Annotated in this window: 11 protein-coding genes; all 11 read left to right on the top strand. The window is 39.8% G+C overall.

Features of this window, described 5'->3' with window-relative positions:
- Positions 1-20: 20 nt before the first annotated feature.
- The 11 genes from NST25_RS28395 (at position 21) to pcrA (ending at position 14975) form a co-directional block, all read left to right on the top strand.
- Positions 21-1919, top strand: coding sequence for a rhamnan synthesis F family protein (locus tag NST25_RS28395; protein WP_076307495.1), 1899 nt, complete (start codon positions 21-23; stop codon positions 1917-1919).
- Between the two features lie 49 nt (positions 1920-1968).
- Positions 1969-3387 carry an MBOAT family protein gene (locus NST25_RS28390; protein WP_076307494.1) on the top strand — a complete coding sequence of 473 codons (1419 nt, stop codon included), beginning with the start codon at positions 1969-1971 and terminating at the stop codon, positions 3385-3387.
- A 13-nt stretch (positions 3388-3400) separates the two neighbouring features.
- Complete coding sequence (locus tag NST25_RS28385; RefSeq protein ID WP_076307493.1) at positions 3401-4939, top strand: hypothetical protein; 1539 nt, start codon at positions 3401-3403, stop codon at positions 4937-4939.
- Positions 4940-5159: 220 nt separating this feature from the next.
- Positions 5160-6185 carry a dTDP-glucose 4,6-dehydratase gene (gene rfbB, locus NST25_RS28380; protein ID WP_076307492.1) on the top strand — a complete coding sequence of 342 codons (1026 nt, stop codon included), beginning with the start codon at positions 5160-5162 and terminating at the stop codon, positions 6183-6185.
- Between the two features lie 5 nt (positions 6186-6190).
- Positions 6191-7054, top strand: coding sequence for a dTDP-4-dehydrorhamnose reductase (rfbD, locus tag NST25_RS28375; protein ID WP_076307609.1), 864 nt, complete (start codon positions 6191-6193; stop codon positions 7052-7054).
- Positions 7055-7168: 114 nt separating this feature from the next.
- Positions 7169-8188 carry a glycosyltransferase family 2 protein gene (locus NST25_RS28370; RefSeq protein WP_340392951.1) on the top strand — a complete coding sequence of 340 codons (1020 nt, stop codon included), beginning with the start codon at positions 7169-7171 and terminating at the stop codon, positions 8186-8188.
- 108 nt (positions 8189-8296) lie between these two features.
- A complete protein-coding gene (locus tag NST25_RS28365) occupies positions 8297-9250 on the top strand; it encodes a glycosyltransferase family 2 protein (RefSeq protein WP_339188644.1) in 954 nt (317 codons plus the stop codon).
- Positions 9247-10653 carry an undecaprenyl-phosphate glucose phosphotransferase gene (locus NST25_RS28360; RefSeq protein WP_076307489.1) on the top strand — a complete coding sequence of 469 codons (1407 nt, stop codon included), beginning with the start codon at positions 9247-9249 and terminating at the stop codon, positions 10651-10653. Before NST25_RS28365 ends, NST25_RS28360 begins: the two co-directional genes overlap by 4 nt.
- A 108-nt stretch (positions 10654-10761) precedes the next feature.
- Positions 10762-11628: a phosphatidylinositol-specific phospholipase C/glycerophosphodiester phosphodiesterase family protein gene (locus NST25_RS28355; protein WP_076179707.1), complete on the top strand. Its 867-nt coding sequence runs from the start codon at positions 10762-10764 to the stop codon at positions 11626-11628.
- A gap of 226 nt (positions 11629-11854) precedes the next feature.
- Positions 11855-12574, top strand: coding sequence for a heptaprenylglyceryl phosphate synthase (locus NST25_RS28350; RefSeq protein ID WP_139330100.1), 720 nt, complete (start codon positions 11855-11857; stop codon positions 12572-12574).
- Between the two features lie 61 nt (positions 12575-12635).
- The gene (gene pcrA, locus NST25_RS28345) at positions 12636-14975 is read left to right on the top strand and encodes a DNA helicase PcrA (RefSeq protein ID WP_340392950.1); all 2340 of its coding nucleotides are present in this window, start codon (positions 12636-12638) and stop codon (positions 14973-14975) included.
- The last annotated feature ends 1 nt before the right edge of the window (position 14976 follow it).

The following is a 14976-nucleotide window of genomic DNA, read 5'->3' as shown; positions in this document are numbered from 1 at the left end:
AGAAGGTAGGAATAGGTAGCATGAGATTGGATCAGCTTCAGAGGCCAAAGAGACTTGGAATATTCTTTTTTTATGATAAGGATGGAATTGTAGATGATTACGTTAGTTATTTTTTAAATGACCTTAAGCTATCTTTAGATGACTTGTTAGTAGTTTGTAATGGAGTTTTAACCCCTGAGGGTAGGGAGAAATTTAAAAAGATTACCGATAAAATTTTAGTGCGTGAAAATAAGGGATTCGATGTATGGGCTTATAAGGAAGGAATGGAGTACTTTGGATGGGACGCTCTTTCCAATTATGATGAAGTAGTCCTTTTAAACTTTACTATGTATGGGCCATTGTATCCTTTTAAAAATATGTTTGAAGATATGAATAAAAAGGACTTGGATTTTTGGGGAATCACGGTGCACCACGGATATGATTTTGATCCATTTGGAACTATTAAGTATGGATATATCCCTGAACATGTTCAGTCAAGCTTTATTTGTGTAAGAAAAGAAATGCTAAATAGTATAGAGTTCAAACGATATTGGGATAATATGCCCCCAGTTACTTCTTATGGTGAGGCAGTTGGATTCCATGAAGCGATATTTACCAAAGAGTTTAGTGAACGCGGATTTAAATGGGCTGTTTATGTAGATACCGAAGATTTGAGAAAACACACTTACTATCCATTAATGTTAATGCCACTTGAACTTGTGAAAAATAGAAAATGCCCAGTAATAAAGAGAAAAGGTTTTTATAACGAATACAATGAGTTCTTAGGTAGTACTACGGGAGAACCAGCTGTTGAAGTTTATAACTACATAAAAGAACACTTGGATTATGATGTTAATTTAATATGGGATAATTTGCTGCGGTCCGAAAATATGGCGGATATTAAAAATAGAATGCATTTTAATTACATTTTATCAGATGATAATTATCCCACTGAAACGGTTAAATACAGAGACGATAAGATTGCTTTGATTATTCATATTTATTATGAAGATTTAATTGACTATTGTTTTGAATATGCGAAGTCTATGCCGGATACCGCCGATATATATGTAACAACTAGTTCACCAAAAATGAAAGAATTAATTCAAATTCAATTTTCAAAGCTTAATTGTAATAAACTTGAGGTTATATTGATTGAGAATAGAGGAAGAGATGTCAGCTCTTTACTTGTAGGGGCTAAAGATTTTCTTTTAGATTATGATTTTGTTTGCTTTGCTCATGACAAAAAAACAAAACAATTTGAACCTTACAGTATAGGAGAGTCCTTCTCTTATAAGTGTTTTGAAAATGTTCTATCTAATAAAATATTTGTTGAGAATGTAATAGATACATTTCATAAAAATCCTCGTTTAGGCCTTCTAACACCTCCACCTCCAAATCATGCTGCATTTTACGGTGTATTAGGAACTGAATGGGGGGCTAACTATGAAATAACGAAAAAATTAGCTGAAGATATGAAGCTTAAAGTGAATATGGACAATTTTAAAGAACCTATTTCACCTTTAGGCACAATGTTTTGGTTTAGACCAAAAGCTTTGAAAACACTAATTGACTATGATTGGAAATATGAGGATTTCCCTAAAGAACCAAATGCTAATGATGGTACGATCTTACACGGTATTGAAAGAATTTATAGCTTTGTTGTTCAACATGAAGGATATTATCCAGCTTGGGTGATGACTAATTCTTTTGCTAAAATTGAAGTTACTAACCTTCATTATATGTTGAGAGAACTGAATACCGCATTATTTGGACAATTAGGACATCATTATGGTCATGTACATCTTGTTAATAGCATATGGGGAAATATATCACTTAAAAGTTTAGTGAAAAAGAAAATTAAGGCAAAGGCTAAAAAATACACACCTACTTTTTTGTGGAATATATTAAGGAAAACAAAACAGAAAATACGAATGTAACAAGAGGATAGCTTTTGTATTCTCATCTCTTGAAATGAGGTTAACAAGAATGGTATTTAGTTCTTCTGTTTTTTTATTTTGCTTTTTACCTTTATTATTATTAGTTTATTACTTAGTAAAAATAGAATATCGAAATTTTCTATTGTTGTTGGCTAGTTTGTTTTTTTATGCTTGGGGAGAGCCTAAATTTGTATTTGTAATTATATTATCAATAATTATTAATTATGTGTTTGGTTTTCTTATTGATATTTCTCAGAACAAATTCAATGCTTCAATTAGCAAAGTTATTATGCTATTAGGAGTAGTAGTAAACTGTGCTTTGCTATTTTATTATAAATACTTTGATTTTTTTATCTCGAGCACTAATAATATACTAGGATTAGATTTGCCACTTAAGCATATTGTTTTGCCTATTGGCATTTCATTTTTCACATTTCAAGGCCTTTCATACGTAATAGATGTTTATTGGAATAAAGTTGATGTTCAAAGGAATTTTCTGAAATTTGCTTTGTTTAAAGCATTTTTCCCTCAATTGATTGCTGGACCTATAGTTAGATATGTAGATGTGCACGATCAAATCGATAATAGGGTTACTACAGTCGATGACTTCGCATATGGTATCAGACGCTTTGTTATGGGGCTTGGGAAAAAGGTGATCATTGCAAACACATTGGGACAAGTGGCAGATGATATATTCGCTTTGTCTCCTCACCAAAATACATTGGCTACTGCTTGGATAGGGGCCATTTGTTATGCTTTCCAAATTTATTTTGACTTTTCAGGCTATTCAGATATGGCAATTGGTCTAGCGAGGATGTTTGGCTTTAAATTCAAAGAGAATTTTAATTTCCCCTATATCTCTAAGTCTGTAACAGAATTCTGGAGAAGATGGCATATATCCCTTTCATCATGGTTTAAAGACTATCTTTACATTCCACTTGGTGGAAATCGAAGAGGAAACGTATATATTAATTTACTCGTTGTCTTTATGGTGACCGGATTATGGCACGGAGCAGCCTGGAATTTTATAATTTGGGGATTATGGCATGGATTATTCTTGATTATAGAGCGGGTTATTAAGAAAAGAAATTATAAAATAACCATCCCTAAAATCATTTCTTGGTTTTATACTTCATTAGTAGTTCTTATCGGTTGGGTTTTATTTAGAGCTACTAATTTAACAGAGGCTCTGGATTATTTGAAGGTAATGTTTGGGATTGGACGATCTTTTGATGTGGGTTTTAGTGTAGGTTATTATTTGAATCCTTTGGTTATTACAGTCTTATTCCTTGCATGCATTGCTTCAATACCTGTCTCAAAATATATTAGGGAAAATATAGGGGAGTATGAGGAACATACTGTCTTTAGCATGTTGATCCAGAACATTTATATTGTGATACTTCTAATTCTTTGTATGATGTTTTTGGCAACATCGACATATAATCCATTTATCTATTTCCGATTCTGAAGGGGTTCTTTGCATGAAAGCATCCAAGCTCTTTAATGTTTCTTTAGGGGTAATCTTTATTACTATGATTTCTATACCTTTGATAACTGTTAATAGAACAGCAGGGCAAATATCAGTTGCTGAAAATAGAGCACTTGCCAGTTTCCCTTCACTTAAAACAGTCGAAGGTACTTTTAATACTCAAATAATTAAAGAGTATGAAGCGTGGTTTAATGATAATTTAGGATTCAGGGATGAGTTTTTAAAACTTAATACTTCTCTTCAATATAAATTATTTGGGAATCTAACTAGGACTGATACAATTGTTGGGAAAAATGATTGGCTGTACTATGTGACACCAGAAATCATTAAAGATTATCAGCATTTAAATCTCCCTACTAGTCAGCAGTTAGAACTTTGGGGGGATTCTTTCAAACTGATAAATGAGTACTTAGATGAGAAGGATATTCCATTTATCACCATGATAAATCTAGATAAAAAAACTATTTATCCAGAAAATTATCCTAGCTCTATTTACAAAATTGGAGAAGTATCAAGAACAGATATCCTAGTGGACTATTTATCTAGCAAGGAAAAGTTAGATATATTTACACCTAAAAAGGCCCTTTTTGAGGCGAAAAAACTACAAACTTTATATTCTCCTAGATACGATAATGCACATTGGAATAATTATGGAGCCTTTATTGGGTATTTAGAATTGATGGAGAGGGTTAAAAAATATTATCCAAATATAAAAATATTATCATGGGATGATTTTGAAATAACACCATATGAGCGGGAATTTAATTTATATGATGTAGTTCGTTTCAAGGAAACAGATTATGCCTTTAAACTTAAAAAGGAAAGTAATGCAGTACAGATTAAAGATAAGTTTAAAGATTTAAACTTGATTCATAGTGATTTAAGTGTGTCTTATACTAATAAGGATCCGAACCTGCCTAAAGTGTTAATCTTAGGTGATAGTTATTTGTATAATTTTTTAACTCCATATATTTCTGAGAGTTTTTCAGAAATGAACTTTATATACACTGATAACATTAATCGATTAAAAAGTTTTATAGAACTATATAAGCCAGATATTGTTATTTATGAAAATGTCGAGCGAATGCTGGATGGTACTTTGCCTTCAATCGTAGAATCATCCGAAAGTTTCAAAAGTTATAACTCTTATGTGAATTTACCGGTAAGTAGCAATCCATCTTTTTGGCTAGACTACTCAAATGGAGAATTCGTTAAGTCTCAAAATGAAGTTGAAGTGGACACTTCAAAGAAATTAACCAATTTTGTTGGATGGGCTCTAGATTCTCAAGAAATGAGTACAGCGACTAACGTTTTCTTAAAAGTCGGAAATAAATACTATTCCGGAGAGTATGGTTTGCCTAGACCAAGTGTATCGGAATATTTTAAGAATTCCAATCTGTATAACTCTGGATTCTCGATTAATATCAATACAGAAGAATTAATTGATGCTGGCGAAATAGAATTCATAATAATATCTAAAGATAAAGAACACCAGTATAAACCAATAAAGATAAAAATTGTTGAAAAGTGAACTGATTTTGATAAATCAGACATTTGCATATCGACTTGAGTTTATCAATTTGCAAGTTTAATTGTGAGGTGTCTCCAAAATTTAAAAGAGCGCATTAACAGGAATCCTATACCTGTTAATGTGCTCTTTTTGATTTAGAGGGAAACAACTTTCACTAATAATTAAGATTAACATACAATAAATGGATTGCTATGATACTGGATCTAGGAGATGACCGTGTATGAAAATCCTTGTCACTGGCGGAGCTGGATTTATTGGTAGTAATTTTTTGAAAAGTATGATTCAGAAATATCCTGATTATAACTTTTTAAATGCAGACTTATTGACTTATTCCGGTAATCTGGATAACTTAAAATCATTAGAAGGAAATCAAAAATATTCATTTTTTAAGTCGGATATTAGAGAAGTAGATGAAATAAATAGCTTGTTTAGCAAAGGCATAGATATTGTGGTGAATTTTGCAGCTGAGTCGCATGTTGATCGGAGTATTTTAGAGCCAGAAGTATTTGTGAAAACGAATGTATTTGGAACTCAAGTGCTTTTGGAAGCAGCAAAAAAATACGGGGTAACTAAATTTGTTCAAGTATCTACGGATGAGGTGTACGGATCCCTCGGAGCAACCAGTTTCTTCACGGAAGAGACCCCTTTAAATCCTAATAGTCCTTATTCAGCTAGTAAGGCAGGTGCAGATTTCCTTGTTCGTGCTTATCATGAAACCTATGGGCTTCCAATAAATATCACACGTTGCTCCAATAATTATGGTCCCTACCAATTCCCTGAAAAGCTTATTCCGTTGATGATCTCCCGCGCACTTGCTGATCAAGCGTTGCCTGTTTATGGCGATGGAATGAATATTCGCGATTGGTTGTATGTTGAGGATCACTGTAGTGCTATTGATTTGGTTATTCATGAGGGTGTGAATGGTGAGGTGTACAATATCGGTGGTAATAATGAGCGTACGAATATGCAGATTGTAAACACGGTATTGCAAGAACTAGGCAAACCAGATTCTCTGATTAATTACGTTAAAGACCGTCCAGGTCATGATCGCCGGTATGGTATTGATCCGACTAAGATTATGAATGAGCTAGGCTGGAAGCCAAAATATTCATTTGAGACAGGAATCAAAGAAACCATTCAATGGTATATAAAGAATCGGGAGTGGTGGACCCGTATTCAATCAGGAGAATATCAAAAGTATGCTGCGTTACAGTATGGTAATCGTTTAGGAGACTCTCTATTATGATCCCTATGAAGATACTTGTTACAGGCGCGGCGGGACAACTAGGTCAAGATGTAGTTTTACTGCTCCAGCATCAAGGTCACGAAGTAATGGGCTGCGATCGGCATGAAATGGATATTACTGATATTGATCAATGTAACGAAGTGATAGGTGGTTTTGGCCCGGACGTTGTTATACATTGTGCTGCACACACTGCTGTTGATGTAGCAGAAAAAGACATCGACGGAGCATATACTATTAATGCTACTGGAAGCCGAAACGTAGCGCTAGCTTCTGAAAAATCTAGAGCTAAACTGGTATATATCAGTACCGATTATGTTTTTGATGGTCTTGGAATACAGCCTTACCATGAATACGATAATACAGATCCTAAGAGTATTTATGGCAAATCGAAACGTGCGGGCGAAGTTCTCATTCAATCCCTTTCCTCTAAATTCTTCATCGTACGCACATCATGGGTGTACGGTAAATATGGGAATAACTTTGTCAAAACAATGCTAAAGCTTGGTCAAGAAAAGCCGTTGCTTCAGGTTGTGGACGACCAAAAGGGTTCACCTACCTACACAGTTGATTTAGCTCGATTTTTGCTTGAGCTTATTCAAACTGAGAAGTATGGCGTGTATCATGCGTCAAATAGCGATTCTTGTACTTGGTTTGAATTTACAGAGGCTATTTTTGTAGAGGCGGAGGACGTATTAGGTTTGCAATTTACTGCCAAGGTTGAACCATGTGCTACGGAACAGTTTCCACGGCCTGCACCACGTCCTCGTAATTCGGTGATGGAGCATTTGTCAATTCGTACGAATGGTTTTCAGGATATACGTCATTGGCGCGAAGGCCTCAGAGCTTTCCTCTTGGAGTTAAAAGAATAACTATTTCACCGAACTCCTAAATCGTATAAAACGATGCGGGAGTTTTTTGTGTTCTTTCGTTATAATAAGAAGGAAGCAGGTAGTTAATTAGAAATTACAAAGTCGAGGATACTCATGAATAACAAAACAGTTAGTGTACATATCGTCACCTACAACAGTGCGGATGACATTATAGATTGCTTAGAGGCAGTAATGGCACAGGATTATCCTATTGAGAAAATTGTTGTTGTGGACAATGCGTCTTCGGACGATTGTGCAGAGAAAGTGAATATATTCTTTAACGCGGTCGATAAAGGGGCTTTTTCTAGTAATTCACTAGAGGAATTAGATCTGTTCAATTCACAAGCTAACAAGGAAGCGCCCACGAGCCTTCTACTTATCCAAAATCAAAAAAACACAGGCTTCGCCCCAGCTCATAACCAAGCTATAGCTGCTACAGAAACAGATTACATACTAGTCCTTAATCCGGATTTGACGCTGGCTCCAGACTATATCTCCAGACTAATCACACAGATGGAGAATAATCCACAGATCGGCAGCGCCACAGGTATGCTTTTGCTAAAGGCTGATCACGGATCAGTGGATAGCACTGGTCTTCAGATGAACAAGGCACGTCGTGCGTTTGACCGTGGTGCGGGGGAGCCAGCAGAACTATGGAAACAGTCGGGTACAGTATTTGGTGTATCTGGGGCGGCGGCGATGTATTCTCGACGGATGATTGAAGACGTTAGTGTTGATGGGGAGTTTTTTGATGCAGATTTTTTTGCATATAAGGAAGATGTGGATGTGGCTTGGAGAGCCCAGCTATTTGGCTGGCAGGGGTATTATGATGCTGAGGCAATTGGGTATCATGAACGTGGGTGGAAAACGTCTGGCCGTAGTACCAAACCAATGTTCATCCGGCGAATATCTTACATTAATCGCTACAAAATGATCTACAAGAATGAATCGGCTCGAACTATGCTGAAGACAATCTTGATTTCCCTTCCCTATGAAATTGCCGCTCATGGTTATATGCTTCTGAGAGAGCCGAAGTTAATCGTAGCGTGGAAATCCTTTTTTACTCAGCTCCCAGCGTTAAAAAAGAAACGAAAATATATACAGACCATCGTAAAAGAGCGAAAGAGCACGTAAATCAAACAGTATCTGGAAAAACCTCCCTGAAAGGTCACCTCCTCTCAGGGAGGTTTTATGTTATAATAATTGTCGGTAGATTACTATATTTGTCAGGAGCGTTACGCAGTGAATGTAGATGTAAGCATACTTATTGTCAATTACAACACGTGTCGCCTGACGATGGACTGTATCAGGTCGGTATATGACTCAGAAACGAACTATTCCTATGAGATTATTTTGATAGACAACAATTCCCATGATGATTCGGTAGAGATGATTGGTAGAGAGTTTCCAAGTGTCATGTTGATCGCAAATAACGACAATGTCGGTTTTGCCCGTGCAAATAATCAGGGGATGGAAGCTTCGTCCGGACGGTATGTACTATTGCTCAATTCAGATACGGTGGTGCGCAGGGATACGCTGGAGACGATGATCTCCTTTATGGATGGTCGTCCCGATGTTGGGGCGTCAGGATGTAAGATTATATTGCCAGATGGGTCGCTGGATAAAGCGTGTAAGCGAGGATTTCCTACACCGTCAGCTTCCTTCTATTATGCTTTTGGTTTCAGTAAGTTGTTTCCGGATCGACCGAAGTTTAACGGTTACCAGTTAGGTTATCTGGACCCTGATCTTGATTACCCGATAGATTGTCTGGTGGGTGCGTTTATGCTGCTGCGGCGGGAGACGATTGATCAGGTCGGCGGATTAGATGAAGAGTTTTTTATGTACGGTGAGGATTTAGACTGGTGCTATCGTATTAAAGAGGCTGGTTGGGAGATTTATTATTATCCGAAGACCTCCATCGTCCATCTCAAAGGCGGCAGTGCCAGACGTAGACCGTTCAAGATCGTCTATGAATTTCACAGGGCAATGATTTTATTTCATCGTAAGCATTATAGTAGGAAGTACAACAGTATTATAAATGGAACAGTATATGCTGGTGTTGGTATGAAGTTTGCTCTGTCCCTTTTGCGGAATGTCCTAATCTTTCCTAAAGCAGTTCCATCACCTGCACAGAGTCTTAGCTCTGCTACGGAAACAGGCGCTCGTAACGATAAGAATACTGAGGTGAGATTATGATTCGGCGGAATCAGAAATTTTTGACACAGCTCTATATGGTTGCTGACTTTCTTGTCATCCAACTGTCCTTTTTAGCGGCTTGGTGGATCAAGTTCAAGAGCGGATGGATGGAATCCTATAACACGCTGCCTGTAGAGTCTTACGCTTATTGGAGTATGATTTATGGCGTAGTAGCTGTCTTAATTGGTATCCTTTTATCGCTTTATTTGCCTAAGCGTAAGAAACGTTTCGTCGATGAATTTCTGAAGATTTTTCAAGTGCATATAATTGGTATTTTTATTCTGCTGGGTTTGATGTTTTTTGTGAAAGAAATTGATATCTCCCGTGTCTACCTTGCTATTTATATGGGATTTAACGTTCTTTCCATTATGCTTTACCGTTATGTGTTGAAGAAGATGCTTAAATCTTTGCGCGAAAAAGGATTGAACCGCCAGTTCGTACTTATCATCGGCGCTGGTACACTCGGCAAAAGATTCTACAACAATTTGGAGCAATATCCAGAGCTCGGATATGAAGCTATTGGTTTCTTAGACGACTATCATACTTGGGATGGAATTGAAGAACAGCGCTATAAACCGATTCTAGGTACGGTTGATCAGTTATCCGGAATGCTGGAGATGCTGCCTGTGGACGAGGTTATTCTTGCTTTGCCGCTCGATGCGCATTCTAAATATCCTTCGATTATTGCGGCCTGTGAAAAAGCAGGGGTACGCACATTGATTATTCCGGATTTCTTTGATTATTTACCGGCGCGTCCTTACTTTGATAACTTTGCAGGTATGCCAATGATTAATGTTCGTGATATTCCACTGGATATGACGGGGAATAAGATGGCAAAACGTTTGTTTGATATCGTGTTCTCTCTATTCGCTATTATTATGATATCTCCCGTGATGCTGATCGTAGCTCTCGGCGTACGTCTTACCTCACCGGGACCGATCATATTCCGGCAGGAACGGGTGGGACTTAATCGGCGTAATTTTATGATGTATAAGTTTCGTTCAATGAAGCTGCAGCAGGACGGGGAAGAGGATACAGGTTGGAGTACGCGGGAAGATCCTCGTAGAACTCGATTTGGAACCTTTATCCGTAAGACAAGTCTGGATGAGCTTCCGCAATTTTTTAATGTATTACTCGGTCATATGAGTGTAGTTGGCCCACGGCCAGAACGACCATTTTATGTAGAACAATTCCGTGATGAAATTCCGAAGTATATGGTGAAGCACCATGTGCGTCCAGGAATTACGGGCTGGGCACAGAGCAATGGGCTGCGCGGGGACACTTCAATTGAGGAACGGATTAAGCACGATATTTTCTATATCGAAAACTGGTCCTTACTGTTCGATATTCGAATTATTTTCAAAACGATTCGCAACGGCTTCGTTAACAAAAACGCATATTGAGACCTGCACTTATTTAGATTTGTGAAATTTTAATAATACCCCGTTTTGCCACTGGCAGAGCGGGGTATTAATTTTCTAATCTAAACTTTGCAAAGGAAACTCACAACTATGAATAAGAAAAAGATTATTGCAACCGTAGTAATGATTGTCGCACTAATAATGATTCTTGTAATAACGTTGAACAAAGAGGAAGAGCAACCCACGAGCGGTTTTGAAGCGCACAGAATCGTTGCACATGCCATGGGGGGAATTAACGGATATACGTATACCAATGCTTGGGAGGCCTTTGTCGCTAACTATGAACGGGGAACTCGCGTATTTGAAGTTGATTTTTTGTTATCGAAGGATGATCAGTTGGTTGCTCGGCATGAATGGACAGGCAATATGAGCAAGCTTTTAGGTCAGTTGGAGGTTCTCCCTGCTAATAAACAGGGTGTGGCACTAGATTACGAGGAATTTATGGACAGCCCCATCCTGAATATATACTCTCCGCTTGATATTGAGAAGGTGCTTGATCTAATGCAGAATTATCCAGATGCTTATATCGTTACGGATACCAAAGAAATCCAACCGGAACTTATAGAGAAGCAATTTACATTGCTGACCGAAGCGGCGCAGCGTCGGGATCCAGCGTTGTTGGAGCGGATAGTTCCACAGATCTACAATCAGCCGATGCTTGATGAGATCAATAAGGTGTATTCTTTTCCAGAAGTGCTTTACACCCTGTACCAATCTAAGGATACGGATGAACAAGTTATTGAGTTTGTTAAAAAAACAGGTGTGGATATTACGATGCCAGTTAGCCGGGCCACCAAGAGTTTTGTCAAACAGTTAAAAAATATCGGAGCTCGTGTATACGTTCATACAGTGGATGAAGAGGATGAGATTAGAGAGCTATCTCGTATGGGAGTAGACGGATTTTATAGTGATTTTGTGCCTGAAAATGATTTGAATAACCTCAGAGGTATACGTTGAAATCTATATCCACTCATTACAACTAATATATCCCTGCAAAGTGCTGCTTTCCTCAGATGCGTATTCAGGTACTTTGCGGGGACCCCAAATTTATATGCGAAAAAATGTTCGTATTTTTGTTCGCTTTAAATTGACACACCTCCTGTGCTGGCATAGACTAGATCTATATCTTTTGCGGCGGCAGGAGTGTTTTGTCTTGCCCAAATGACAATTAAGGATGATTCCCATGAAATCAGTACAGCAAATGATCAAACCTTGGCGGCATGTGTTTAAGTTGGACCCAGATCGTATGATTTCAGATGAGGATTTGGAGGCCGTTTGCTTGTCCGGCACGGATGCCATATTGATAGGAGGCTCTACAGGAGTTACTTATGAGAATACAGTAGATCTCTTATCAAGAGTAAGACGTTTTGAGCTGCCCTGTGCACTCGAGGTATCCGAACTTGAAGCTGCTGTACCCGGATTTGATCTTTATATGATTCCTATGGTGCTAAATACACCTGATCCAGCTTGGATTGTAGGCCATCATCGTCGAGCTATAGAGCGTTATGGATTTATGATCCCATGGGATCAGCTGCTAACGGAAGGTTACGTCGTTTTGAACAGTGATTCTTCAGTTGCGCGGATTACAGGGGCCGAGACAACCATTAATGCTGAAGAGGCGGCTGCGTATGCCCAGGTTGCGGACAAGCTGATGTCTCTGCCAATAGTATATCTTGAATATAGCGGTAGATTTGGGGATATGGAGACAGTACGTATAGTGCGTGAGATGGTGGAGCAAGCCCAACTATTTTATGGAGGCGGCATTACTTGTGAGGCAGAGGCCGAGCAGGCAGCAGCTCTATGTGATACAGTAGTTGTCGGCAATATTATTTATCGGGATGTAGAGCAGGCAATTCGTACGGTATTTGCTGTTAAAAAGACGGTGCAAGAGCAGTTCGACTAGCGGTTAGCTTATGGACTACTTATGATTTGTAATTTCATTTTTAGAAAGGAGCATGTTACACATGCAACTTATTAACATACAAGACGCGGTCAGCCGATTGAATCCTCCACAAAGGCAGGCTGTCGAAACTACTGAAGGACCCCTTTTGATTATGGCTGGTGCGGGCAGTGGGAAGACGAGAGTGCTGACTCACAGAATTGCCTGGCTGATTGCTAATCGAAAGGCGCCGCCTTGGGCGATTTTGGCGATTACATTTACGAATAAAGCTGCGAGGGAAATGCAGGAACGTGTATCTAAGCTCGTTGGACCTGAGGGAAGAGATATTTGGGTATCCACCTTTCACTCCATGTGTGTTCGGATCTTGCGGAAGGATATTGAGCGCATTGGATTTACTTCCAACTTCTCGATTCTGGACTCTACAGACCAGTTATCAGTAATTCGTAATTGCATGAAGGAACTGAATATTGATACGAAAAAATTCGAACCGAAAGCTGTACAAGCCATAATTAGCGCATCTAAGAATGAACTGATTACTCCGGCGCAGTATGAGCAAAAAGTCGGTGATTATTTCGAAGGTTTAGTTGCCAAGGTTTATAAAATGTACCAACGGCGTTTGAGAAGCAATAACTCGCTTGATTTTGATGATTTGATTATGAAGACTATCGAATTATTTAAGGAAGTTCCCGAGGTTCTGGATTTTTACCAAAAGAAGTTCAAATACATCCATGTGGATGAGTATCAGGATACGAACAGAGCACAATACATGTTGTGCCGCATGCTGGCAGACAGCCACCACCGCATTTGCGTGGTAGGGGATAGTGACCAGTCGATCTATCGCTGGCGTGGTGCGGATATTACGAATATTCTTAATTTTGAAGAGGATTATCCGGAAGCGAAGACGATTCTGCTAGAACAGAATTACCGTTCAACCGCTAATATCCTGAATGCAGCCAATGGGGTAATCGCGCTTAATAGTGGCCGTAAACCGAAAAAGCTGTGGACCGATTCCGAGGAAGGCGCCAAGATTAAGGTGTACCGGGCGGATTCTGAGCATGACGAAGGGTATTTTGTAACCGGAGAAATCAGCAAAAATGTGAAGCAAGGTCAAGCTTACCAGAATCACGCGATTCTGTATCGGACGAATGCTCAGTCACGGGTAATAGAGGAAATTTTGATCAAATCAGATATTCCATATCAAATCGTTGGCGGGATCAAGTTCTATGATCGTAAAGAAATCAAGGATCTGCTGGCGTATCTACGTTTACTGTCTAACCCTGATGATGATATCAGCCTGACGCGTATTATTAATGTTCCTAAGCGTGGATTAGGAGATACAACGGTTGGCAAGCTGGCAGCTGCTGCTGGTGAACGTGGTGTTTCTATTTTCCGAGTACTGCAAACGGTCGATGATTTGGGCTTTGCTGGACGGACGCGGAATATGCTAGTAGAGTTCTACGATATGATTGAAGCTCTACACCGTATGGTGGAGTTCTTGTCTGTAACCGAATTGACGGAAAAAATACTGGAGATGTCCCAGTACCGTTTGGAGCTGCAAAATGAAAACACACTCGAATCACGCTCGCGGCTAGAGAATATCGATGAGTTCTTATCGGTGACGATGGAGTTTGAAAAGAACAACGAAGACAAGTCGCTGGTCTCCTTCCTCACGGATCTTGCACTTATCGCAGATATCGATAGTGTGAACGATGATGAAGAGGATCGTAGTGATGCGGTTGTGTTAATGACGATGCACAGCGCCAAAGGTCTGGAGTTCCCGACGGTATTTATCGTCGGAATGGAAGAAGGCGTGTTCCCACACAGCCGTGCCTTCCAGGACAACGACGAGCTGGAAGAGGAACGCCGGCTTGCGTATGTGGGGATCACCCGCGCGGAGAAACAACTGTTTCTCTCTTGTGCGCGGATGCGTACGCTCTTTGGCCGGACGACGGCGAACCAACCGTCCCGCTTCTTAGAGGAGATTCCGGAGGAACTGAAGGAAGATACCGTTAAGACTCAAGACCGCTTCCAGCGCGGAGGCGCGGAGGCAGGCGGTGCTTACGGCGGACGCGGCTTCGGCAGCGGTGGCCGTGGGAACTTTGGCGGCCGGGGTGGCGCCATCGGAGCTACGCCGGCAGGCGGCGGAAGCACGGCGTCAGCGGCGGCAAGCAAGAGCAGCGTGACCGTGACCTCCGGAGGCGCACAGCGTGCTACCGGAGCAGGGGCTGCTGCAGCTGGCGATTACAAAGCCGGTGACAAGGTCTCCCACGGCAAATGGGGCACGGGCACCGTTGTATCTGTTAAAGGCAGCGGGAATGACACGGAGCTACAGATTGCTTTTCCGGCTCCCGTGGGTGTGAAACGCCTGCTTGCGGGGTTTGCGCCGATTACCAAAGTGGAATAAT

Origin of the sequence: Paenibacillus sp. FSL E2-0190 (assembly GCF_037992965.1) — a bacterium.
GTDB lineage: Bacteria > Bacillota > Bacilli > Paenibacillales > Paenibacillaceae > Paenibacillus_AQ > Paenibacillus_AQ odorifer.
The sequence above is the reverse complement of the archived record's forward strand: the minus strand, read 5'-3'. Positions and strand labels throughout refer to the sequence as shown.